Raw genomic sequence first — 23,592 nt, forward strand, 5'->3', positions numbered from 1 at the left:
TCAGGCTAGGAACGTCGAAGGGATGCCGACAAATACTCTCTTGATGCACTGCCATGCCCCCACGGCTATAGTCCCGCTCATGGTCACCGATCGACTGCTCGACGGCCGGGTCAAGATCCGGCACCTCGTCCTCATCACCGCGATCGCCGACGAGGGCACGCTCGTGCGCGCGGCCGAGTCGCTGCACATCACCCAGCCCGTCGTCACGCGCGGTCTGCGCGAGGTGGAGGAGGTGCTCGGGGTCGCACTGTTCGAGCGCCTGCCGCGCGGGGTCAGACCGACGCCGTACGGGCACGCGTTCATCGAGCGGGCCCGGTCCGTGCTCGCCGAGCTGCGGGCGGCGGGGGAGGAGGTGCGGCTGCTGCAGTCCGGGCAGCTGGGCACGGTCACGGTCGGCACGCACCTGGCGGGGTCGAACCTGCTGCTGCCGCGGGCGATCGCGGGGCTGAAGGCCGAGCATCCCCGGCTCACGGTGGTGGTGCGCGAGGGCACGCCCGACACCCTGCAGCAGCTGCTGCTCGCGGGCGACCTCGACCTCACGGTGGGGCGGCTGTCGCCCACGGTGCCGGTGCGACTGGAGCAGGAGCGGCTGCACCTCGAGCCGATCCGCCTGGTCGCGCGGGCCGGGCACCCGGTGCTCGGTGGTGCCAAGGCGCATTCGCTCGCGGAGCTCATCTCCTACCCGTGGATCTTCCCCGTCGCCCAGACCGCCCTGCGCGCGGAGCTGGAGGCGGTGTTCTTCCACGAGGGGCTGCCCCTGCCGCCCGACCGCGTGGAGTGCACGTCGATGCTGACGCTGCGCACGCTGCTGATCTCGACCGACGTGATCGCGGCGCTGCCGATGTTCATCGCGGTCGACGACCGCGAGCTGCGGATCCTGCCCACGCCGCTCAGCTCGATCCGGCGTTCGGTCGGCGTCACGCTGCCCAAGGACCGGGCGCCCTCGCCCGCCGCGACCGCCCTGCTGACGCACCTGCGCGAGGAGGGCGCGCGGCTCGCGGCCCTGGAAAGCGAGTACACGGAGGGGGAGCCGCGACCCCTCGGCTGATATGCCCGGATGGTCATGGCTCTGACCCGTATGGATATTGGACAGCATCGCGGCACCGGGTGAATCTGAGGGGGACGACACGACGTCGTGACGATCCCACCCGATTCAGCCAATGGAGGCGACATGGCCGGCTCTCCCTACGTGCCCGATGCGAAGAAGTACCGTCCGGAGGACTTCGAGCGCGTCGCCGGAGAACCGGCCGATCCCGACCCCTCCACGTGGGGCATGCAGCCCGACGGCACGTTCCTGCCGCCCGCGCACACCCCCTCCGTCCCGCGCGACGTGTTCGTCGACTGGCCCGGTCAGCTCGACTACCGCGACCCGGAGACCTACACGCTCAACGCGAAGGCCGAGGCGTTCTATCCGATCGTGGTGAACACGAGCCATTCGTGGCAGTGCATCTACGACTGGGACGGGCGGCGGCTGATGCTGCACTACGGCGGCGGCAACCACTGGAAGCTGTACGACATCACCGACCCGCGCCACCTCACGATCGTCGACGAGGAGCAGTGGGGCTGGGGCGACCCCCGCCCGCAGTTCGGCGCGACCACCGTGCAGTGGAACCAGGAGCTCGGCGCGTACATCGCGATCCAGGCGAGCGAGACCCCGCGGTACTTCCTCCAGGGGCGCGTCGCCAACAAGTGGCTCGACGACACGGTCGAGGGGCAGCTGAAGGAGTGGGAGGGCCTGCGGGGCTTCCGCACCTGGCGGATGGACGGCCCGAGCCCGCGCGAGTGGACGCTGCTCACCGAGGTGTCGACCGACCCGAACCACTCGCCCGGCGAGATCCAGGAGGGCAACGGCGTGCTCGACCTCCCGGTGTACTACGGCGACAAGTACCTGTTCGTGGCCACCGCGCCCGACAACACCTTCACCAACCAGCCGTACCGCACCACGCTGTGGACCGCGGGCCACGCGGCCTACGACGTGTCCGACCCCGCGAAGCCCGAGCTGCTGTCGACCTGGTGGGTGCCCGGCTCGCGGGCCGGCGAGGAGGACGACTCCCCGTACCTGGCCGACAACGACCGCTGGAACAACAAGACCTCCTGGTTCGGCTCGCGCATGGGCGTGTTCCTGCCCCGCTCGGTCGAGTCGGGCTGGACGTACGGCTACGCGGCGCAGGGCGGCCAGGGCTTCTTCGTGCTCGACGTCTCCGACCCGACCGACATCCACCACGTGGGCTGGTGCCCGCTGCCGACGAGCGTCGCCGGCACCGAGGGCGACAACGTCGACACCACCCAGGTCGAGGAGACCGGGTACGTCTACGTCTCCGGCTACCCGATGAACACCGACTGCTACGAGCCCGCCAAGGAGATCTACCAGATCGACGTGAGCGACCCGACGAACCCGCGGGTCGTGCGCACGCTGCCCCGGCCCACGCCGCCCGCGGAGGCGGCCTTCACCGACTGGGCGCAGCGCCGCGGCTCGTTCGGCCCCAAGCGCTCCGGCTACTTCACCAACACCGGCACGCCGCACGGCGGGGTCATCCCGTATGCGTTCTACGCCGCCGGTCTGCAGATCTTCGACGTGCGCGACCCCGAGGACCCCAAGGTGGGCGCCTACTTCGTGCCGCCGATGGGACTGAAGGACGACGACGATCTCGCCGCACCCGTGCACGGCGTCTTCGTCGAGTGGGACCGCAACCTCATCTGGCTGTTCGCGAACCACGGCATCTACGCCGTGTCGACGCCGCTGCTGGGGGAGCCCGTCACCGGGATCCCCTCCGCCGACGGCTGACCCCGGCCCCCGGAACTCCGGCGTCCGTCCTGCACTCGGGGGCGAACAGGACGGACCCCGGACCACCCGCCCCCCGTGACGCCCCACCCGAAAGCAGCTCATGACGCAGACAGTCCGGCCGTGGCCCGCCCTGTGGGCCCTGTGCATCGGCTTCTTCATGATCCTCGTGGACACGACGATCGTGGCGATCGCCAACCCGGTCATCCTCGCGGCGTTCGACGCCGACCTCACGACGGTGATCTGGGTGACCAGCGCGTACCTGCTCGCCTACGCGGTGCCGCTGCTGATCACGGGCCGCCTCGGCGATCGGTTCGGCCCCAAGCGGGTGTACCTCACGGGACTCGTGCTGTTCACCCTCGCCTCCCTCGCGTGCGGCCTGTCCGGCAGCATCGAGATGCTGATCGCGGCGCGGGCCGTGCAGGGCTTCGGCGCCGCGCTGATGACGCCGCAGACCATGGCGATCATCGCCCGCGTCTTCCCGCCGCGCGGCCGGGGCCAGGCGATGGGGGCGTGGGGTGCCGTGGGCGGCCTCGCGACCCTCGTCGGGCCGATCCTGGGCGGCGTGCTCACCGACACGGTCGGCTGGGAGTGGATCTTCTTCGTGAACGTCCCGGTCGGCGTGGTGGCGTTCGTCGTCGCGTGGCGGCTGGTGCCGGATCTGGACGGCCACCCCCATCGGTTCGACCTGCTCGGCGTGATCCTCTCGGGTGCCGGGCTCTTCCTCCTGGTCTTCGGACTCCAGGAGGGGGAGGTGTACGACTGGGGTGTGATCGCCGGTCCGGTCACGGTGTGGGGGCTGATCGCCGCGGGCGTCGTGCTGCTGGTGCTGTTCGTGGTGTGGCAGCGCGTCAGCCGCTCCGAGCCGCTGATGCCGCTGGCCCTGTTCCGCGACCGCAACTTCTCCGTCGCGAACGCCACGATCTTCCTGGTGGGGGTCGGCATCACCGCGATGCCCGTGCCGCTCGCCTTCTACTTCCAGGTCGCCCGGGGCCTCGACCCCACGCTCGCGGCCCTCATGCTCGCGCCGATGGCGGTGGTGTCCGGAGTGCTCGGGCCGTTCGTCGGAAAGCTCAGCGACCGGGTCGGACCGCGCTGGGTGACCTTCGCCGCGTTCACGATCTCGGCGGTCGCGATGGCCTGGTACGCCGCGACCATGACGCTCGATGCGCCGTTCTGGCTGCTGCTGCTGCCGTCGGCGCTGCTCGGGGTCGGGGTGTCCGGCATGTTCGGGCCGCTGGCCTCGACCGCCACGCGCAACCTGCCGCACACGCAGGCCGGGGCGGGCTCCGGGGTCTACTCGACGACGCGGCAGATGGGCTCCGTCATCGGTTCCGCCCTGCTGGCCGTGCTGATGAACGTGACCCTGGCGGCGCAGATCCGCGGGTTCGTGCCCGGTGCGATCCACCCCGGCAGTGTGCTGTCTGACGAGGACGGCGCGGGGCTGGCGCGGGCGATGTCGCAGTCGCTGCTGCTGTCGGCCGTGGCCTTCGGGGTGTGCGCGCTCGTGGTGCTGTTCTTCGTGAGGCCGCGGCCGTGGGGTGCACCCGCCGCCCCGCAGCCGGTGGCGGCGACGACGGGAGAGGGACGATGATGGCAGCGATGATTGTGGATCCAGAATCCAGAACAGAGGCTCGGGAGAGGACGCCGATGACCGCGAACGCCGGGGGCGGACGACTCGTCGTCGACGCCCTGAAGAAGGACTACGAGCTCGACGGCGCCGCCGTCCCCGTCGTGAAAGACGTCACGTTCACGATCGAGCCCGGCACGTTCTACTCCCTGCTCGGGCCGTCGGGCTGCGGCAAGACCACGACGCTGCGGTGCGTCGCCGGGCTCGAGCGCAGCAACGGCGGAGTCATCTCGCTCGACGGGGGCGTGCTGTCCACCGGCACCCAGCACGTGTCGCCCGACAAGCGCGACATCGGCATGGTCTTCCAGAACTACGCCATCTGGCCGCACATGACCGTGTTCGCCAACGCGATCTTCCCCCTCCAGGTCGCCGGCTCCCGGCTGCCGAAGCAGGAGGCGAAGAAGCGCGCGATGGAGGCACTGGAGCTCGTGCAGCTCGACCACCTCGCGCAGCGCCCCGCCACCGCGCTGTCGGGCGGGCAGCAGCAGCGACTCGCCCTCGCCCGCGCGCTCGCACACCGTCCGCGGCTGCTGCTGCTGGACGAGCCGCTGTCCAACCTCGACGCGAAGCTGCGCGACACCATGCGCAACGAGCTGCGCAGCCTGCAGCGCAGCCTCGGCATCAGCGCCCTCTACGTCACCCACGACCAGTCCGAGGCGTTGTCGATGTCCGACCGGGTGGCCGTGATGAACGGCGGCCGCATCGTGCAGGAGGCCGCCCCGCGCGAGCTCTACGACCAGCCGGCCGACCGCTTCGTGGCGGACTTCGTGGGCCGCGTGAACATGGTGCCCGCCCGTGTGGTCGACCGCGACGGCAGCGATGACGCGGTGGTCGAGGCACTCGGCACCCGGCTGCACACGCCCGTCCCCGACGGGGTCACGGCGGGCGACGAGGTCACGCTGACGCTGCGGCCCGAGGCCGTGCGCTGGCACGAGACCGCGGTCGAGCGCCCCAACGTCGTCCCCGTGCGCATCGTGCGGGTGGAGTTCCTCGGCGAGATCGTCGAGTACGAGGCCGAGGTGCTCGCCGGTGGCGAGACGGTCGGCACGATCGTCGGCCGCGGAGCTCCGCTGGCGACACCCCCCGAGGGCGGCAGGGTCTTCCTCGAACTGGTCCCGCACGCCTGCCGCGTGCTGGCCGCATGACGCAACCCGCACCACACCCGAGATCACGCACCTGATGTCAGAGAGGACATTCGGATCATGAAGAGAACACTGGGAGCCGTCGCCGGAGCGGCGGTCGTCGCACTCGCCCTGAGCGGCTGCGGCACGCAGGCCGAGGCGGGCGACGGCGAGAGCTCGCTGAAGGGCGACGCCGCCGCGGCCACGTGCGACGCGGTCGACGTCGGAGCCATCACGCGCTGCGAGAACTTCTACGACGACTACTGGCCCGAGATCGACAAGCAGCTCGACGCCCTCTACGAGCAGGCGAAGGAGGAGGACGGCGGCACCCTGGTCATCTGGGACTGGTACGAGCTGTCGCCCGACGTGATCGCCCAGTTCAACGAGCGCTTCCCCGACATCAAGGTCGAGACGCGGGGCCTCACCTACAACCTGTCGTCGGCGATCATCTCGGCCAAGGCCACCGGGTCGCGCAACACCGACGTCGTCTCCGGATCGATCACCTCGATGGCCGCGATGTACGACGAGGGCTTCTGGGAGAAGGTCGACTGGCAGAGCTTCGGCGTGCCGGAGGAGTACCTCACCCTCGGTGCCCCCGAGCTCATGCCCGACAGCATCAACGGGTCGCTGCTGCAGTACAACACCGACAAGATCGCGGAGGTCCCGGCGTCGCTCGACGGCCTGCTCGCCCCCGAGTACACCGGCAAGGTGTCGGTCGCCGGCTACAACGCGGTGGTCTTCGCGGGCTACGGCATGGCCGAGGGTGAAGACGCGATGCTCGACCTGATCGACGAGCTGATGTCGTCCGGCACCATGAAGCTGCTCGAAGACCAGGGTGCCCCGCTGTCGAGCGGAGACGTGCCGGTCGCGCTCAACCAGACCCTGTTCAATCCGAACCCGTCGCTGCAGGTGGCGCCGTTCGAGCACTCCGGGGTGTGGGCGCAGTTCTCGGGCGTCAACTCCGACGCGAAGAACAAGCCGGGCGCCGCGCTGTGGACCCTCTGGAACGCGTTCGACCCCGACTGGATCCACCTGCGCATGACCGACGAGCGTTTCGCCAGCACGCAGGTGCCGTTCGCCGGGCTCCCCGCCGCGACCTTCGGAGAGGCCACGGGCCTCATGAAGACGAACGCCGATGCGCTGCTGCTCGGCCTCGACAGCGGTGCCGAGACCGAGACGCAGGACACCCGCGACGACTGGCAGGCCATGATCAACGCGGCCGACAAGGCGCTGAACGGATAACCATGTTCCAGGCACGACGGACCACGGGACGCCGGCGTCCCACCTCGATGACGATCGCGATGGTCGTCTCCGGGATCGTCATCTTCCTCCTGCTCGCGGTGCCGCTGATCGTTCAGGTGATCACCGCGTTCCGTGGTCCGTTCCTGCCCTTCGGGGTCTCGTCCGCCCAGTGGGGCGTCGAGAACTTCGTCACCCTGTGGCAGCTGCGCGAGGACTTCTGGGGCGTGCTCGGCGCGACCGGGGCTTTCGTCGGCGGCTCGACCCTGCTCACGCTGCTGATGGCGTTCGGCCTGGCCTGGGTCACCGTCCGCACCGACGCCCCGTGGCGCCGGCTCATCTCGGTGCTCGTGATCGTGCCGTACATCATCCCGCCGATCGTGAAGGCGCAGGCGTATCTGCTGATGCTGTCGCCCGAGTCGGGTGTGCTGAACCAGCTGCTGCGGCTGCTGCCGTTCGCGAGCGACGTGCCGATCGACCCGTATGCGTTCCCGACGATGATCGTCATCCAGGCGCTCACCAACGTGACCTTCCCGTACCTGATGATCGTGCCGATCCTGACGAACATGGACGGGTCGCTCGAGGAGTCGGCGCGGGTGTCGGGCGCGTCATGGCCGCAGACCCTGCGGCGGGTGACGCTGCCGATGCTGTGGCCGGGGCTGCTCGGGGTGACGGTGCTGACGTTCATCCTCGGCCTCGGCAGCCTGGAGGTGCCGCTGCTGTTCGGCCAGGAGTCGGGGCGCAGCATCTTCGCCCTGAAGCTGTGGACGCTGATCAGCTCGAACGCGGGGGAGCTGCCGCAGTACGGCCTCGCCGCCGCGTGGGGCCTGGTGTTCCTGGTGATCACCACGATCGCGTTCGCGGTGTACCTGAGGGCGACCAGGAACGCGGAGCGCCGCGCCTCCGTGTCGGGCAAGGGCTTCCGGCCGTCGACCATGCGGATGGGGCCGTGGAAGATCCCGGTCATGGTGCTGGTGGCCGTGTTCGTGCTGCTGACCGCGGTGCTGCCGCTGCTCGCGCTGCTGTGGGCGGCGATCACCCCGTACCCGGTGGCGTTCTCGATCGACGCGATGCTGAGCCGCACCGACTTCGGGGCGTTCGGGGTGGTGCTCGCCGACTCAGAGTTCTGGGTGTCGCTCGGGCGCACGGTGCTCATCGCGGGCGGGAGCGCCACGATCGCGGTGGTCTTCGCGACCGTGCTCGCGTACGGCATCGCCCGCAGCAAGAAGACCGGGTGGGTGAAGGCGCTCGACCTGTTCGCGTCGTCGTCGGTCGCGATCCCCGCGACCATCGCCGGCTTCGCGATGTTCCTCACCTTCATGGTGCTGAACCCCTACATCCCGCTCGCCGGGACGCTGTTCGCGCTCGTGATCGCCTACTCGTACCGGGTGTCGATCGCGTACCGCTCGTCGTACAGCGCGACGCTGCAGATCAGGCCCGAGCTGGAGGAGGCGGCGCTCACGAGCGGGGCCAGCAGGTTCCAGGGGTTCCGCCGCATCATCGCGCCGCTGCTGATGCCGACCGTGATGGCCGTGTGGATCCAGATGTTCATCCTCGGCACGAACGAGTTCACGCTGCCGGCGTTCCTGGCGACGCCGTCGTCTCGTCCGCTGTCGATGTACATCTACGCCATGATCAACCCGCGGTCCGCGCAGCTCTACGCACCCGATCAGGGTGCCGCGATGGCGCTGATCTTCACCCTCATGGTGTTCGCGATCGGCTACGGCCTGCAGTGGGCGCTGTCCCGCCGCGCCATCGGCCGCACGCGCAAGACCGTCGCCGCCGGTCTCCCCGACCTCGCCGCCGCCGCACCCGCCCCCGCCGATTCCGCCACCGTGACCCTCGCCGTGCAGCGCCGCCGCGGGAGGGGGTGAGGGGCGGAAGCCGAGCCAGGCCCGCGCCCGGAGAGGCCTGCCGACACGGCTCTTGACTTTTGGATCCAGTATCCATTCAATGGAGACAGCGACGACGCGAGAGGAGGGGCCATGCACATCGGGTACGCCGCGATGCTGGAGCAGGTCCAGCCCTCCGCCGTCATCGAGAACTGCATCGCCGCCGAGGCCCACGGGTTCCGCGGCATCATGGCCACGGACCACTTCCAGCCGTGGCTCCCGCGACACCGGGCCTCCGCGCACGTGTGGACCATGCTCGGCGCGATCGGCGCGCACACCACGGGCGACCTGGGTCCCGGCGTCACGACCCCCGGGTTCCGCACGCACCCGGCCGTGGTCGCGCAGGCCGCCGCCACGCTGGCCACCCTGTACCCCGGCCGCGCGTGGCTCGGGGTCGGCTCCGGCGACGCGCTGAACGAGCACATCACGGGCGGCTACTGGCCCGAGCCCGCCGAGCGCATCGACCGCATGTTCGAGGCCGTCGACATCATCCGCAAGCTCTTCACCGCCTCGCTCGCGGGCCGCGACACCCGCCACCGCGGCGAGCACTTCCGCATGGAGTCCACCCGGCTGTGGACCATGCCCCCGGCCGCGCCCCCGGTGTTCGTCGCCACCGCGGGCCCCGTCACCGCGCGCCGCGCCGGCCGCAACGCCGACGGCCTCATCACGGTCGCGGCCGAGGTCGAGCGCCTCGCCCCGCTGCTGGCACGCTTCGCGGAGGGCGCGAGGGAGGCCGGGCGCGACGCCGACACTCTGCCGCGCGTGCTCCAGCTGCCGCTGTCGTGGGCGCCGACCGAGGAGCAGGCGCTCGCCCAGGCCCACGCCGAATGGCCCATCGCGGCACTGCGCATGCGGCGAGGCGACGTGCGCTCGCCCTACGACTTCGAGCAGCTCGTGCGCGGCATGACTCCCGACGACATGCGCGCGTCGATGCTGATCTCCGCCGACCCCGACGTGCATCGCGCGCAGATCCAGCGCTACGCCGACCTCGGCTTCACCCGCATCTACCTGCACAACGTGGGGCCGAACCAGCGGGAGTGGCTCGAGGTCTTCGGACGCGACGTGCTGCCGAAGGTGCGCGCATGACCGCCCCCGGCCTGCACGTGTTCGCCCTCCCCGGCATGGGCGAGGTGCGCCCGGGCGACGACCTGGTCGCGCTCATCCTCGCCACGGGCGTGGAACTGCTGCACGGCGACATCCTCGTCGTCACGTCGAAGATCGTGTCCAAGGCGGAGGGACGCTACGTGCAGGCCGCCGACCGGGAGGCCGCGATCACCGCGGAGACCGTGCGCCTCGTCGCCTCCCGCACCCACGACGGGCACACCATGCGCATCGTCGAGAACCGCCTCGGCATGGTCGCCGCAGCCGCGGGCGTCGACGCCAGCAACACCCCCGACGGCTGGGTGCTGCTGCTGCCCGAAGACCCCGACCGCTCCGCCCGTGCGCTCGCCGCGGGGCTCCGCGCCGCGACCGGCGCCGAGGTCGGTGTGCTCCTCAGCGACACCCTCGGGCGGCCCTGGCGCGAAGGACAGACCGACGTCGCGATCGGCGGCGGCGGCGTGCACATGGTCGCCGACCTCCGCGGCACCACCGACCAGGCGGGCAAGGTGCTCAGCGTCACGACCCTGTGCGTCGCAGATGAGCTCGCCGCCGCCGCCGACCTCGTCAAGGGCAAGGCCAGCGGGAACCCGGTCGCCGTCGTGCGCGGCCGCGGCGACCTCGTGGGTCCGCTCGACCTGCCCGGCGCGTCGAGCATCGTGCGCGGCGCCGACCGCGACCTCTTCTGGCTGGGCACCGCCGAGGCGCTCGACCAGGGCTACCGCGACGGCTATGCGGCCGCGCGCGCCGAACTCTCCCCACCCGAACAGAAGGATGCGACATGACACTGACCCTCGGATACAAGGCCAGCGCCGAGCAGTTCGACCCGCGTGAGCTGGTCGAGATCTCGGTCGCGGCCGAGGCGCACGGCATGCAGTCCGTGTTCGCGAGCGACCACTTCCAGCCGTGGCGGCACACCGGCGGTCACGCGCCGTTCTCGCTCACCTGGATGGCGGCTGTCGGCGAGCGCACGTCGAGCATCCGCATCGGCACCTCCGTGCTCACCCCCACCTTCCGCTACAACCCGGCGGTGCTCGCCCAGGCGTTCGCGAGCCTCGGCTGCCTGTACCCCGACCGGGTGATCCTGGGGGTCGGCTCCGGCGAGGCGCTCAACGAGATCGCCACCGGGTTCCGCGGCGCCGGGGAGCAGGACTGGCCCGAGTTCAAGGAGCGCTACGCCCGCCTGCGCGAGTCGGTGCGGCTCATGCGGGCGCTGTGGTCGGGCGACCGCGTGAGCTTCGACGGCGAGTACTACTCCACGCACGACGCCTCCATCTACGACCGGCCCGAGGGCGGCATCCCCATCTACATCGCCGCGGGCGGCCCGATGGTCGCCCGCTACGCCGGCCGCGCGGGCGACGGCTTCATCTGCACGTCGGGCAAGGGCCAGGAGCTCTACGTCGACCAGCTGCTGCCCGCCGTGAAGCAGGGCCTGGAGCAGTCCGAGCGCTCCTTCGACACGTACGACCGCATGATCGAGATCAAGCTGTCGTACGAGGAGACCACGGAGGCGGCGCTGGAGAACACCCGGTTCTGGTCGCCGCTGTCGCTGTCGAAGGAGCAGAAGCACGACATCACCGACCCCGTCGAGATGGAGAAGGCCGCCGACGCGCTGCCCCTGGAGACCATCGCCAAGCGGTGGATCGTCGGCAACGACCCCGACGCGGTCGCCGCCGAGATCCAGCAGTACATCGACTGGGGCTTCAACCACCTCGTCTTCCACGCGCCCGGTCACGACCAGCGCCGGTTCCTGCAGCTGTTCGAGCGCGACATCGCGCCGCGGCTGCGCGGGTGAGGGCGCGGCCATGACGGGCGGTCTGCGTGCCGGGGCGTCACCGCACGCCCCGGCGCGGGAGTGGGTGGTCGTGATCCCGGTGAAGCGGGCGGAGTTCGGGAAGACGCGACTGCGGCTCCCGGGCGTCGACCGCGAGCCGCTCGCCAGGGCGATCGCGCTCGACACAGTCGAGGCCGCCGCGCTGTGCCCGCGGGTCGCGGAGGTCGTGGTGGTCACGAGCGACGAGGTCACCGCGGCCGCCCTGCTCCCGGTGCCCCGCGTGCGGATCGTGCGCGACCGCGTCGAGGGACTGACCGCGGCGATCGCGCAGGGGGTGTCTGCGGCGTCGACGCGGCTCCCGCGGGCCGTGCTGCTCGGCGACCTCCCGGCCCTGCTGCCCGACGAGCTCACCCGGGCGCTCGACTACGCCGCGGCCCACCCGCGGGCCTTCGTGCCCGACGCGGAGGGCACCGGCACCGTGCTCGCGACCGCCCGCGCCGACGTACCGCTGCGGCCCTGCTTCGGCGACGACTCGGCCGCCGCGCACCGCGCTGCCGGGTTCGCCGAGGTGGGGTTCCCCGTGCTGAGCGGGCTGCGCCGCGACCTCGACCACGCCGATCACCTCCGAGCCGCCCGACGGTGCGGTCTCGGTCCGCGCACGGCGGCGCTCCTCGCCCCACGTCTCGTGCTGGCATCATGACCGGGCCGGAGGACCCCGGCCCGTCCGGCGTCGGTGTCGGGCGGGCTGAGCCCGTCTCGTCCGCGACCCCGTCGGCGCGCGTGGCCACGCTCGCCGGAGCGGCCGCCTCGACCGACGTCGAACCCGGGCCCGAGGCCGCCCCGCGGATCGTCGTGCTCGCCGGGGGCGTCGGCGGCGCGAAGTTCACGGTGGGGGTGCGCGAGGCCGCACGGCGATGCTGGCCGGACGGCGACGGGGGCACGCGCGCCCGGATCACCGTGATCGCGAACACCGGCGACGACCTGTGGCTGAGCGGCCTGCGACTCCAGCCCGACGTCGACTCGATGGTCTACGCGCTCGCCGGGGTCAACGACACCGCGCGGGGCTGGGGCCGGGCGGGCGAATCCGAACGCACCGCCGCCGAGCTGCACGCCTGGGGTGCCGGGTGGCCGTGGTTCACGCTCGGCGACCTCGACCTCGGCACGCACATCGCCCGCACCGGGTGGCTGCACGAGGGCGCGACCGTGACCGAGGTCGTCGCGCGGCTCGCGTCGCGCTGGCCGCTCGGGGTCGCGCTGCTGCCGATGACCGATACCGAGGTCGACACGCACGTGGACACGACCCTCGGGCGCATGCACTTCCAGGAGTGGTGGACGCGCCACCGGGCGACCGTCCCCGCGCAGCGCTTCGACAACCCGCGGATCGAGCGCGCGACCCCGGCGCCGGGCGTGGTCGAGGCCATCGCCGCGGCCGACGCCGTGCTCTTCGCCCCGTCGAACCCCGTGGTGTCGCTCGGGCCCATCCTGGCCGTGCCCGGGCTCGCCGCGGCCGTGCGGGCGGCCTCCGGTCGGGTGGTGGGGGTGTCGCCGATCATCGCGGGATCCCCCGTGCGGGGCATGGCCGATGCGTGCCTGGCCGCGGTCGGCCTTCCCCCCACGGCCGATGCGGTCGGACGGCACTACGGCCCCCGCGCCACGGGCGGCCTGCTCGACGCGTGGCTGATCGCCGAGGAAGACGCCCCTCTCGCGCCCGACCTCGAGGCGCAGGGGCTGCCCGCGCCCGTGCACCCGCTGTGGATGCGCGACCTCGACACCGCCGCCGCCCTCGCCGCGGCCGCTCTCGGGGAGGCACTCGGGGAATCACCCGGCTTATTTCCGGCCGTGCCGCGAGAGGCGCAGCGGCCCCGGCCCTAGCCTGGAGGCGCAGTCCCCGAGGCGAGGAGAGCGGCCATGAGCGAAGCGACCGAGACCACCGAAGTCCGTCACCCCGACGACGGCAGGAGACGGATCGTGAAGGTCGTCGGCGTGCTGGGCATCGTCGGCGGCATCGTGCTGATCGTCGCCGGCATCGTCGTCTGGATCATGGTGTCGTCGCAGCTGCGGGCGGAGAACATCACGATCCCCGACGACGCGATGGCCTTCCAGGGGCAGACGGTCGCCGGACCGCTCACCGCCTACGTGCAGGCCGACATCATCCAGCACCACGCGCTCGAGGCGTCCGACGGCAAGACCTACGCGGAGCTCGCGATGGACGACCCGGTGCGGGCCACCCTGATGAACGCCTCGTTCCTGCGGGCGTCCCTGTTCACCTCCGTGGTGTCGTTCGGCGTCGCGGCGTTCGCGATGGGCATCGGCGTGCTGTCGATCCTGTTCGGCTGGGCCCTGCGCTCGCTGGCGGTCCTCCGCCCGCGCTCCGCCTGAGCACACGCACGCGCGGGGTCACCGCAGCACGGCGGGCTCGGGGTCGAACACGATCAGAGGGCGGCCGCTGCCCGCGCGGGACAGCACCTGCGCGTCGACCTGCCAGACGCGGGCGATGAGCTCCCGCGTCAGCACGTCGCCCGGGGTTCCCGCGGCCTGAACCCGTCCGTCCGCGATCACCACGATGCGGTCGGCGAAGGCGGCGGCGTGGTTGAGGTCGTGCAGTGCGGCGAGCACGGTCATGCCGTCGTCGGCGAGGTGACGGAGCAGTGCGAGCGCGTCGAGCTGGGCGCGGATGTCGAGGTGATTGGTCGGCTCGTCGCACAGCAGCAGCGACGGGCGCTGGGCGAGCGCCCTGGCGAGGTTCACGCGCTGGCGCTCGCCGCCGGAGAGCGTCGCGGCGTCGCGGTCGGCGACGGCGAGGGCCCCCGCGCGGACGAGGGCGTCGTGCACGGCCGCGGCGTCGCCCTCCTCGCCGTCGAAGGACAGCCATCCGCGGTGGGGCAGCAGCCCGAGCGCCACGATGTCGCGTCCGGTCAGCCCCTCGGCCGCCGACCACTCCTGCTCGACCAGGGCCACGCGTTGCGCACGGGCGCGGCGGCGCAGGTCGGGCAGCGACACCCCGTCGAGCGCGAGAGCCTCCACCTCGCCGCGGAGGGTGCCGGCGATCAGGCGCAGCAGCGTGCTCTTGCCGGAGCCGTTGGGGCCGAGAAGCGCCGTGATCGCACCGCCGGGCGCCGTGAGGGACAGGTCGTCGAGGATCGCCCGGTCGCCGTGGCCGAACCGGAGCCGCCGCGCGTCGAGGCCGTCGGTCGCCGGGCTCACGAGCGTGCCGTCCGTGGGCGCTGACGCGGAGCGGATGCGGGTCCGGCGCTCGGCGCGCTCAGCCCACCAGTCGCCCCGCTCATGCCCTGGCCTTCCGCATGCGCAGCATCAGGGCGGCGAACACGGGCCCGCCGATCAGCGCCGTGACGATGCCGACCGGCAGTTCGCGCGGATCGAACACGGTGCGGGCGATCGTGTCGGCCCAGATGAGGAACACGGCCCCCGCCAGGAACGACACCGGCAGCAGCACCCGGTGCCGTGAGCCGACGACCGCGCGCACCGCGTGGGGCAGGATCAGCCCGACGAAGCCGATCGATCCGCTCACGGCGACCAGGGCCCCGGTGAGCAGTGCCGTGCAGACGAACAGCAGCACGCGCAGCCGGGTCACGGGCAGGCCGAGCGCCTCGGCGGCGGTGTCGCCGAGCACCAGGCTGTCGAGCGGGCGGGCGGCCGCCAGCAGCGGCACGGCGCACAGGAGTGCGGCGGTCCCGGCCAGCGCGACCGAGGACCAGTCGGCGCCGCCGAGGGAGCCGAGCAGCCAGCTGAGGATCTCGCGGTAGCTGTCGGTCGTCGCGCTCCAGAAGATCACGAGGCTGGTGAGCGCGCCGAGCACCGCCGACACGGCGAGTCCGGCCAGCACCACCGCGGTCGCGGACGAGGCGCCGGCGGCCCTGGCCAGCCCGAGGGTGAGCGCCAGGGCGAGCAGTGCCCCGGCGAACGCCGCGAACGGCAGGGCCACGGCGGCGCCGAGCACGATCACGATCACGGCGCCGGTGGACGCTCCCGACGACAAGCCGAGCAGGTACGGGTCGGCGAGGGGGTTGCGGGTGAGGGCCTGCATGACCGCGCCGCACAGCGCGAGGCCGCCACCGACCGCCGCGGCCGTGAGCACGCGGGGCACCCGTCCCTCCCACACGATCGCGTCGCGGATCGGACTCAGCCCGCTCGCGGCCCCGGTCAGGTGCGACCACGCGCTCGCCAGCAGCTCGGACGGCGTGATGTCGGCGGGACCGATGGCGACCGCCGCCACGACCGACCCCGCGAGCGCGAGCAGCAGCACCGCGGTCGCCGAGGCCGCGCGCCCCCGTCGCCGTGCCGGGCGGACGACCGCGGCCAGGGCCGCCGTGCGCAGCGGCGCCGCGACGCTCACAGCTCTCCGAGCCGCGCGACGATCGCGGCCACCGCGTCGACGTCGCGGATCCCGGCCTCCGTCGCCGGGAAGTCCACGACCACGTACCGCTCGTTCCGCACGGCGTCGAGCTGGGCGGTCACCGGGTTCGACGCCAGCAGCTCCTGCTTCGACGCGGCGGTGTTCCACGCGGCGTCCACCAGCACGATCACGTCGGGGTCGGCCTCCGCGATCAGCTCCCACGAGGTCGAGGTCCAGGTGTCGTGCACCTCGGCGAACACGTTCTCCAGCCCCGCGGCCGCCATGATCATCTGCGGGGCGCCGATGCCCGCGCCGACGAAGGGCTGGTCGCTGCCCGACGAGTACCAGACGGCGGAGAGCCCGCGGTCGTCGGGGGCGATCGCGTCGAGGGCGGTCCGCTGTTCCGCGACGAGGGCCGCCGCGGCCTTCTGCTCGCCGAGCAGCTCGCCCGCCTCCGCGAAACCGTCGAACACGTCGTCGAACGTGAGCGGGTCGGGCATGTAGCCGGGCGCCTTGCACGCCGCCGGGGCGACGTAGGTGGCGATGCCCAGCTGCTGCAGGTCGTCCCGTTCGCCGGCGCCGTCGACCGAGAAGTTCGACTCCCATCCGGCGAACACCAGGTCGGGTTCGAGATCGAGCACGGCCTCCTTCGAGGGCACCTTGTCCGACACGGTGGGGATGCCGTCGGCCTCCGCCGCGAGCGCCTCGGGGAGCGGGCCGTCGGTGAAGGCGGAGCCGATGATGCGGTCGCCCGCGCCGAGGGCCAGGGCGAGTTCGAGGGTGGAGGACTTGACCGTGAGGATGCGCTGCGGCGGTCCGTCGAGGGTCACCTCGGTGCCGCAGTTGTCGAGGGTCGCACGGGGCCGGTCGGCGTCGGCGGCTGCGGGGGAGGCGGGGCCGCTCGCGCAGCCGCTGAGGCCCGCGGCGAGGAGGAGGGCGAGGACGGGGGCGGCGCCGAGCGCGCGGGCGGTGGGGGTCATGGTTCTCCGGAGGACGTGGGCGGGGAGGCGCGGGTGTGTGCGCGGTCGCAGTCCAGGTCGGGACCACCGGCGCCGGCCAATCGGGTCGGCGCGATGCGGTCATGCTAGCTCGGATTTTGGATCCAATCAATACTGGATTCTGGATCCAAAATGGGTCATGATGAAGAAGCCCCACCGCCGCGGCGCACATCGCCCGATCGCGACGCCGCGTTCAGCCGAGAGGAATCCATGCAGACCACACCCGTCTCGTTCTTCAGCGAGGGCTCCCGCATCTCCGCGATCTGGCGCACCCCCGACCATGACGGCCCGTACCGCGCGATCGTGCAGGGGCCCGGCTGGCTCGGCCTCAAGGACGCCAAGCTCTACGTCCGCTACCACGAGGCCCTCGTCGCGGCCGGCTTCGCGGTGCTCGTGATCGACTACCGCGGCTTCGGCGACTCCGACGGCGACCGCGGCTACCTCTCGCCCGCCTGGCAGCTGCAGGACCTCGTCAACGCCGTCACCTACCTCACCACGCGCGACGACGTGATCGCCGACGCCATCGGGGTGTTCGGCACCGGGGGCACCGGCGGTGGCAACGCGGTGCTGCTCGCCGACGTCGATCCGCGCGTCAAGGCCGCTGTCAGCCAGGTTCCCGTGGCCGACGGCGAGGACTGGCTGCACCGCATGCGCAGCGAGTACGAGTGGCTCGACTTCCAGAAGTCGCTCGACGACGACCGCCGCCGGCGCGTCACCACGGGGGAGGGCCGCATCGTGCACCCCCGCGAGGAGATCATGATCCCCACGGCCGAGCGTCGCGCCACCACCATCAAGGCCGACGTCGACGACCGCATCCCCTCCGCCGTGCCGCTCGCGTGCGCCGAGGGCATCATCGCCTACCGCCCCATCGACGCCGCGGCCCGCCTGACCACGCCGCTGCTCGTGATCGGCGTCGAGGGCGATGCGACCACGCCGACCGATCACGCCGAGGCGCTGTACGAGGCGGCGCGCGGCCCCAAGCAGCTCATCATGCAGCGGCACACCACGCACTACGCCGCCTACGACACGTACTGGGAGCAGACCACCCCGGTGATCGTCGGCTGGTTCGACACGCACGTGCGCCCCGCGCATCTCATCCACCGGACCACGCCGTCGCCCGCGATCGGCGAGTCCATCCAGACAGAATCCGTTCAGGAACAGGAGGTCGCGCGATGAGCGTCGATCTGAAGATCACCGGCGGCACCGTCGTCACCCCCGCAGGACCGGTCGTCGCCGACCTGCTCGTCGCGGACGGCCGGGTCGCCGGCATCGTCGCGGCCGACACCGACATCGACGCCGCGCGCACGATCGACGCCACCGGCAAGCTCGTGCTGCCCGGCATGGTCGACGTGCACGTGCACACCCGCGAGCCCGGCTACGAGCACAAGGACGACATCTACACGACCAGCCTCCAGGCCGCGGCCGGCGGTGTCACGACGATGTTCGGCATGCCCAACCTCAAGCCGCCCACGACCGACGTCGCCACCCTCACCGACGTGTTCCGGCGCTACGAGGAGTCGTCGATCGTCGACTGGAACCACAACCCCGCCCCGACGAAGTTCGACGAGATCGCGGGCATGAGCGACCTCGGCATCCGCGCCTACAAGATCTACATGGTCGTCGACACGGGCCGCGACTACCCGCACCCCTCCGGAACCGGCATCCACGACCACGGGCACCTGCTCGAGATCATGGACCACATCGCCCAGACCGGGAAGCGCTTCATCGTGCACCCGCACGACCAGGCGCTCATGGACTACATCGAGGGCGCCTACCTCGCCCGCGGCGAGAACACCCCGCAGGGCTACGCCTCCGCCTACGCCGCGCGCGAGGGCGTGATCTGGGACACCGCGATCGACGTGGTGCTGCGGCTCGCCGAGGCCTCCGGCTGCCCCGTGCACATCGCGCACATCCAGACCCGGCGCTCGATCGAGGCCGTGCGCCGCGCCAAGCAGAACGGCATCGACGTCACGTGCGAGGTCAACCACTGGGCACCGTTCCTGTCCACATGGGACGACGTGGAGACCCTCGGTCCCTACGCCCTGAGCTACTGGGTGCCCGACGACAACCGCACCGCCGTGTGGGAGGGCATGCGGGACGGCACGATCGACATCGCCGCCAGCGACCACGCCCCGCACACCCGCGAGGAGAAGGAGGTCGGCTGGACCAAGATGTGGAGCTCTCACACGGGCACCCCGGGCATCCAGTATTACTACGAGCTCATGCTCGACGCCGTGAACAAGGGCGAGCTCGACCTGCAGCGTGCGATCGACATGGTCGCCCACATCCCCGCCGCGAAGTTCGGCCTGGAGGGCGTCAAGGGCTCCCTCACGATCGGCGCCGACGCCGACATCGTGATCGCCGACCTGGCCGACGAGTGGACCATCACGAACGACGACGTGCTGTCGAAGATCGGCTGGACCCCGTACGACGGGCGCACCATCAGCGCCCGCATCCAGCGCACGCTCGTGCGCGGAGAAGACGTGTACGTCGACCGCGAGGTCGTCGGCGACCCCGCCTTCGGAAAGCTCGCCGCCTCGGCGGAAGACAGGGCGGCACTGGCCGCAGAGAGGAACTGACATGAAATTCGGACTGCTGCTGCCGCACTTCGGCGAGGAGGCGAGCAAGGAGAAGCTCCTGGAGGGGTCGAAGCTCGCCGAGAGCTTCGGATTCGACTCCGTGTGGGTGCGCGACCACCTCGTGTTCGAGCCGCACGGCGAGATGGAGAAGCCCAACCGCACGTTCTACGACGCGCTCACCACGCTCACCGCCATCGGCGCGGTGACCGAGAAGATCGAGCTCGGCACCGGGTCGCTCATCCCGTTCCGGCACCCGCTCGTGACCGCGCTGATGGCCGGCACCATGACCCAGCTGCTCGGCCCGCGCCTGATCCTCGGCTTCGGCGCCGGCACGTTCGACCACGAGTTCGAGGCGATCGGCTGGGGCGACCTGGACCGCGTGGAGATGGTGCGCTCGAACGCCGAGATCCTGCGCCGCGTGTTCACCGAGAACGACGTCACCTACGACGACGGCATCTTCTCGTTCGAGAACGTCACCATCGAGCCCAAGCCCGTCGGCGGTCGCATCCCGTTCTGGTACTGCGGCGCGACCCCGCGGTCGGCCCGCCTCGCGGCGGAGTTCGCCGACGGCTGGATGCCCGGCCGCACGGGTCTGGCCACGATGGAGAAGCGCATCCAGACCATGCGCGAGATGACCGACGAGAACGGCCGGCCGATGCCGACCATCGCCGTGATCCCGCCCACCTCCATCGAGGACACCCGCGAGGAGGCGCTCAAGCACGTGAACATCCCCGGCCTGCTGGCGTGGGCGAACAAGGCGAAGTTCGCGGTGAAGCCGCCGTCCGGCAGCTTCGAGACCGTGGAAGACCTGGAGGGTCAGCTCATCGTCGGCAGCCCCGACGAGGCGGTCGATCAGATCCGCCGGTTCGAGGAGATCGGCACCGAGCACCTGGTGTTCGACTTCCGGTTCAAGTTCGATCGGTTCTTCGAGCAGATCGAGCTCCTCGGCACCGAGGTGCTTCCTAAGCTGCGATAAGCCGCGCACCCGAGCGCGGCGACAAGACGAGAGGTCGACGATGACTGACGTGAAAGACACCGCACCCTCCGCCACGGACCCGTTGATCTCGGTCACCGGACTCTCCGTGAGCTACGACGTGGCGCGCACGGGGAAGAAGCTGATCGCGATCGAGAACGTCGATCTCGACGTGCTCGAGGGCGAGTTCATCACGGTGCTCGGCCCGTCGGGGTGCGGCAAGACGACGTTCATGAACGTCATCGCCGGCCTCGTCGCGCCGAGCACCGGGTCCGTCCTGGTGGATGGCACGGAGGTCGACGGCCCGGGACCCGACCGGGCCGTCGTCTTCCAGGACTACGCGCTGCTGCCCTGGCGCACGGTGTTCGACAACGTGAAGTTCGGGCTCGAGATGCAGAAGGGCCTCCGCACGGCCGACTGGCGCGAGCGCGTGCAGGAGGCCATCGACATGGTCGGCCTCAAGGGCTTCGAGTCGTCGTACCCGCGGGAGCTGTCCGGCGGCATGCAGCAGCGGGTGGGTCTCGCCCGGGCGTTCGTCGCCGAGCCGCGCATCCTGCTGATGGATGAGCCGCTGGGCGCCGTCGACGCCCTCACCCGCGAGGTGATGCGCGACGAGATCGAGAAGCTGATCGAGAAGACCGGCAAGACCGTCCTGTTCATCACGCACTCGATCGAGGAGGCGATCCTCCTGGGCGACCGCATCGTGGTGTTCAAGAGCCACCCCGGCGCGATCAAGGAGATCATCACCACGGGGATCGAGCGGCCGCGCTCCGAGCGGTCGGTGCAGCACGATCCCCGCTTCCTCGAACTCCGCGACCACCTCTGGGAGGCGCTGGAGGGCGAGGCCACGGCGGCAGCGGTGTCGAAATGAGCGCGCTGCTCGCCACGGGACCGAACCTCGGACGCGGCGGGGTCGCCGCCTGGCTCGCGGGGCTGAGCACGCGCGGCAAGGCCGCGGTCATCGCGGTCGAGGTCGTCGTGCTCCTGCTGCTGTGGCAGCTCGTGGTCGGAGTCCTCGGCTGGATCAACCCGGTCTTCCTGCCGCCCCCGCTGTCGATCGCGCAGGGCTTCGGGGAGATCATCGCGAACGGGTCGCTCGCCGCGAACGCCGGGATCTCGGCGCAGGCGTGGCTGACCGGCTTCGCGCTCGCCGTGGTCGTGGGCATCCCGGTCGGCCTGCTGATGGGCTCGTCCCTCCCGGTCGACCGCGTGGTCGGTCCGATCGCCTGGACCATCTACGCCACCCCGTCGATCGCATACCAGCCGCTCGCGAAGGCCTGGTTCGGCTTCGGCATCGGACCGGTGATCTTCCTCGTCACGATCAGCGCGATCTTCCCGATCCTGCTGAACGTCGCCGCGGGCATGCGCACCACGAACCCGTCGATCATCCGCGCTGCCCGCGTGTACGGCGCGGGCCGCCTGCGGCTGTACCGCTCGGTGTACCTGCCGTCGACGATCCCGTTCCTGTTCGCCGGTCTCCGCCAGGCGGTCGTGCTCGCCACGATCGGCATGGTCGTGGCCGAGCTCGCCGGGTCGTCGAGCGGCATGGGCGCGCTCATCATCCGCGCCTCCAACACGTATCAGACGGATCAGGCGTTCGCGGCGATCGCGATCGTCGTGGTGTGGAGCGTGGGCATGACCCAGGTGGTCACCGCGATCGAGCGCGGCGTCGCGCCGTGGACGAGGAAGGGCAGGCGATGAGCGTCGTCTCGGCAACCGGCACCGTGCGGATCGTGCGGCCCCGGCGCGTGGTGCGTGCGGGCGAGGGCAGGTGGACGCTGCTGCTGATCGCGGTCGTTGCCGCCGTGCTGCTCGTGTGGGAGGCGGCGGTCACCTGGTTCCAGTGGGTGCCCGAGGCGTTCCTGCCCGCCCCCAGCGCGATCGCCGTGGCCTTCGGGCGGCTCATGGTCGACCCGGAGTTCTGGGGCGCATTCGGCTTCAGCGTCACGAACCTGCTCATCGGCCTCGCCATCGCGATCGTCGTGGGTGTGGTCGTGGGGCTCGCGGTCGGCTGGTCCCCGGTGCTGCGCTTCATGGTGGCCCCGTTCCTGTGGGTGCTGTACTCCACGCCCAAGGTCGCGCTCGCTCCGCTGTTCATCCTGGGCCTCGGGCTCGGCAGCGAGTCGAAGATCGCCCTCGTGATCCTGCTCGCGGTGTTCCCGATCCTGCTGAACACGATGGAGGGCGCGGTCACCGTGAACCCGTCGCTCGTGAACGCGGCACGAGTGTACGGCGCGAAGGGCATCGGGCTGGGGTGGAAGGTCATCTTCCCGGCGACGCTGCCCTACAGCCTGTCCGGCATCCAGCGCGGTGCAGCCCTCGGCTTCACGGGCGAGGTGCTCGGCGAGTTCCTCGGCGGGACCGGGGGCCTCGGTCACCTGCTGGAGTTCGCGGCGTATCAGTTCCGCATGGACGAGGCGATCGCGATGGTCGTGGTGATGGTGATCATCGCGAACCTGACGCTGTTCCTCATCTCGGTGCTGCGCCGCAGGCTGGCGCCCTGGTACGACGAGCGCAAGATCGTCGGCTGACGCCGCCCCCGACTCCCGGCCCCCGTCTCATGCGCGACGGGGGTCGGGTCCGCCTTCTCGCCTCGCCGAGTGGTACGCTTTTCTGTACCACTCAGGAGGTGACGAGATGACGGCGATCTCCGCAACCGAGGCGCGGAAGAGTCTCTTCGGTCTCATCCAGCAGGTGAACGACGACCATGCTCCGGTCGAGGTCGTGTCCCGCCGCGGCAACGCCGTGCTCATGTCGAAGGACGACTACGACGCGCTCACGGAGACGGCCTACCTGCTGCGCAACCCCGTCGGCGCGGAGCGGCTCCTCTCGGCACTCGAGCGCGCCCGCCGAGGTGAGTCCGAGCAGCACGACCTGATCGACGAGTGAGCAGGCGGCTCGCTTTCGACCCGCACGGGTGGGAGGACTACACCGACTGGCAGGGCCAGGACCGGAAGACGCTGCGACGGATCAATCAGTTGATCGCCGATGTCCTCCGTGACCCGTTCGAGGGCATCGGCAAGCCGGAGCCCCTGAAGCACGTGCTCTCCGGCGCCTGGTCCCGCCGCATCGACCAGACCCACCGCCTCGTGTACTACGTGAGCGACGAGCAGATCGTGATCCTCCAGGCCCGCGATCACTACTGACCCGCG

The 23,592-nt window shown here is 71.2% G+C and carries 23 protein-coding genes; 20 read left to right on the forward strand and 3 right to left on the reverse strand.

The window, feature by feature from the left end; translation table 11 throughout:
- Window positions 1–79: 79 nt before the first annotated feature.
- From ACWGQ1_RS11780 to ACWGQ1_RS11835, 12 genes are all read left to right on the forward strand, one after another.
- On the forward strand, window positions 80–1,048 hold the full coding sequence (locus tag ACWGQ1_RS11780; protein WP_136033891.1) for a LysR substrate-binding domain-containing protein: 969 nt from the start codon (window positions 80–82) through the stop codon (window positions 1,046–1,048).
- Between the two features lie 123 nt (window positions 1,049–1,171).
- Window positions 1,172–2,785, forward strand: a complete 1,614-nt coding sequence (locus ACWGQ1_RS11785; RefSeq protein WP_136035836.1) for an LVIVD repeat-containing protein — start codon at window positions 1,172–1,174, stop codon at window positions 2,783–2,785.
- Window positions 2,786–2,885: 100 nt separating this feature from the next.
- Window positions 2,886–4,376 (forward strand): DHA2 family efflux MFS transporter permease subunit, encoded by a 1,491-nt coding sequence (locus ACWGQ1_RS11790; RefSeq protein ID WP_136035837.1) that lies wholly within the window; start codon window positions 2,886–2,888, stop codon window positions 4,374–4,376.
- Between the two features lie 56 nt (window positions 4,377–4,432).
- Complete coding sequence (locus ACWGQ1_RS11795) at window positions 4,433–5,557, forward strand: ABC transporter ATP-binding protein (RefSeq protein WP_168442878.1); 1,125 nt, start codon at window positions 4,433–4,435, stop codon at window positions 5,555–5,557.
- Window positions 5,558–5,614: 57 nt separating this feature from the next.
- A complete protein-coding gene (locus tag ACWGQ1_RS11800; protein ID WP_136035839.1) occupies window positions 5,615–6,775 on the forward strand; it encodes an ABC transporter substrate-binding protein in 1,161 nt (386 codons plus the stop codon).
- Between the two features lie 2 nt (window positions 6,776–6,777).
- A complete protein-coding gene (locus ACWGQ1_RS11805) occupies window positions 6,778–8,646 on the forward strand; it encodes an ABC transporter permease (protein ID WP_136044413.1) in 1,869 nt (622 codons plus the stop codon).
- Between the two features lie 111 nt (window positions 8,647–8,757).
- Window positions 8,758–9,750: a TIGR03557 family F420-dependent LLM class oxidoreductase gene (locus tag ACWGQ1_RS11810; RefSeq protein ID WP_452313023.1), complete on the forward strand. Its 993-nt coding sequence runs from the start codon at window positions 8,758–8,760 to the stop codon at window positions 9,748–9,750.
- Window positions 9,747–10,547 carry a coenzyme F420-0:L-glutamate ligase gene (cofE, locus tag ACWGQ1_RS11815; RefSeq protein ID WP_452313024.1) on the forward strand — a complete coding sequence of 267 codons (801 nt, stop codon included), beginning with the start codon at window positions 9,747–9,749 and terminating at the stop codon, window positions 10,545–10,547. The genes ACWGQ1_RS11810 and cofE overlap by 4 nt, the downstream gene beginning before the upstream one ends.
- Window positions 10,544–11,557 carry a glucose-6-phosphate dehydrogenase (coenzyme-F420) gene (gene fgd, locus ACWGQ1_RS11820; protein WP_136035288.1) on the forward strand — a complete coding sequence of 338 codons (1,014 nt, stop codon included), beginning with the start codon at window positions 10,544–10,546 and terminating at the stop codon, window positions 11,555–11,557. Before cofE ends, fgd begins: the two co-directional genes overlap by 4 nt.
- Before the next feature lie 10 nt (window positions 11,558–11,567).
- On the forward strand, window positions 11,568–12,236 hold the full coding sequence (gene cofC / locus ACWGQ1_RS11825; protein WP_206252205.1) for a 2-phospho-L-lactate guanylyltransferase: 669 nt from the start codon (window positions 11,568–11,570) through the stop codon (window positions 12,234–12,236).
- Window positions 12,233–13,408, forward strand: a complete 1,176-nt coding sequence (gene cofD / locus ACWGQ1_RS11830) for a 2-phospho-L-lactate transferase (RefSeq protein WP_452313025.1) — start codon at window positions 12,233–12,235, stop codon at window positions 13,406–13,408. Before cofC ends, cofD begins: the two co-directional genes overlap by 4 nt.
- A gap of 36 nt (window positions 13,409–13,444) precedes the next feature.
- Window positions 13,445–13,915 (forward strand): aromatic ring-opening dioxygenase LigA, encoded by a 471-nt coding sequence (locus ACWGQ1_RS11835; RefSeq protein WP_136033914.1) that lies wholly within the window; start codon window positions 13,445–13,447, stop codon window positions 13,913–13,915.
- 18 nt (window positions 13,916–13,933) lie between these two features.
- Here the strand turns inward: ACWGQ1_RS11835 and ACWGQ1_RS11840 are convergent, their stop codons facing one another.
- From ACWGQ1_RS11840 to ACWGQ1_RS11850, 3 genes are all read right to left on the reverse strand, one after another.
- Window positions 13,934–14,740 (reverse strand): ATP-binding cassette domain-containing protein, encoded by an 807-nt coding sequence (locus ACWGQ1_RS11840; protein WP_452313026.1) that lies wholly within the window; start codon window positions 14,738–14,740, stop codon window positions 13,934–13,936.
- Window positions 14,741–14,819: 79 nt separating this feature from the next.
- A complete protein-coding gene (locus ACWGQ1_RS11845) occupies window positions 14,820–15,890 on the reverse strand; it encodes a putative F420-0 ABC transporter permease subunit (protein ID WP_452313027.1) in 1,071 nt (356 codons plus the stop codon).
- On the reverse strand, window positions 15,887–16,870 hold the full coding sequence (locus ACWGQ1_RS11850; protein ID WP_136036803.1) for a putative F420-0 ABC transporter substrate-binding protein: 984 nt from the start codon (window positions 16,868–16,870) through the stop codon (window positions 15,887–15,889). The genes ACWGQ1_RS11845 and ACWGQ1_RS11850 overlap by 4 nt, the downstream gene beginning before the upstream one ends.
- Before the next feature lie 228 nt (window positions 16,871–17,098).
- Here ACWGQ1_RS11850 and ACWGQ1_RS11855 point away from each other — a divergent pair, with 228 nt between their 5' ends.
- The 8 genes from ACWGQ1_RS11855 (at window position 17,099) to ACWGQ1_RS11890 (ending at window position 23,586) form a co-directional block, all read left to right on the forward strand.
- Window positions 17,099–18,064, forward strand: coding sequence for an alpha/beta hydrolase (locus ACWGQ1_RS11855; RefSeq protein ID WP_136035178.1), 966 nt, complete (start codon window positions 17,099–17,101; stop codon window positions 18,062–18,064).
- Complete coding sequence (locus tag ACWGQ1_RS11860) at window positions 18,061–19,467, forward strand: dihydroorotase (RefSeq protein WP_136036801.1); 1,407 nt, start codon at window positions 18,061–18,063, stop codon at window positions 19,465–19,467. Before ACWGQ1_RS11855 ends, ACWGQ1_RS11860 begins: the two co-directional genes overlap by 4 nt.
- A 1-nt stretch (window position 19,468) precedes the next feature.
- Complete coding sequence (locus ACWGQ1_RS11865) at window positions 19,469–20,443, forward strand: LLM class flavin-dependent oxidoreductase (protein WP_136035176.1); 975 nt, start codon at window positions 19,469–19,471, stop codon at window positions 20,441–20,443.
- Window positions 20,444–20,483: 40 nt separating this feature from the next.
- A complete protein-coding gene (locus tag ACWGQ1_RS11870) occupies window positions 20,484–21,311 on the forward strand; it encodes an ATP-binding cassette domain-containing protein (protein ID WP_452313028.1) in 828 nt (275 codons plus the stop codon).
- Window positions 21,308–22,141, forward strand: a complete 834-nt coding sequence (locus ACWGQ1_RS11875) for an ABC transporter permease (RefSeq protein ID WP_136044370.1) — start codon at window positions 21,308–21,310, stop codon at window positions 22,139–22,141. The genes ACWGQ1_RS11870 and ACWGQ1_RS11875 overlap by 4 nt, the downstream gene beginning before the upstream one ends.
- Entirely contained in the window at window positions 22,138–22,971 is an 834-nt protein-coding gene (locus ACWGQ1_RS11880) for an ABC transporter permease (RefSeq protein WP_136044371.1), read from the forward strand. Before ACWGQ1_RS11875 ends, ACWGQ1_RS11880 begins: the two co-directional genes overlap by 4 nt.
- Window positions 22,972–23,077: 106 nt before the next feature.
- On the forward strand, window positions 23,078–23,329 hold the full coding sequence (locus tag ACWGQ1_RS11885; RefSeq protein ID WP_136035172.1) for a type II toxin-antitoxin system Phd/YefM family antitoxin: 252 nt from the start codon (window positions 23,078–23,080) through the stop codon (window positions 23,327–23,329).
- Entirely contained in the window at window positions 23,326–23,586 is a 261-nt protein-coding gene (locus ACWGQ1_RS11890) for a Txe/YoeB family addiction module toxin (RefSeq protein WP_247637995.1), read from the forward strand. Before ACWGQ1_RS11885 ends, ACWGQ1_RS11890 begins: the two co-directional genes overlap by 4 nt.
- The last annotated feature ends 6 nt before the right edge of the window (window positions 23,587–23,592 follow it).

Source organism: Microbacterium sp. NPDC055599, assembly GCF_053618975.1.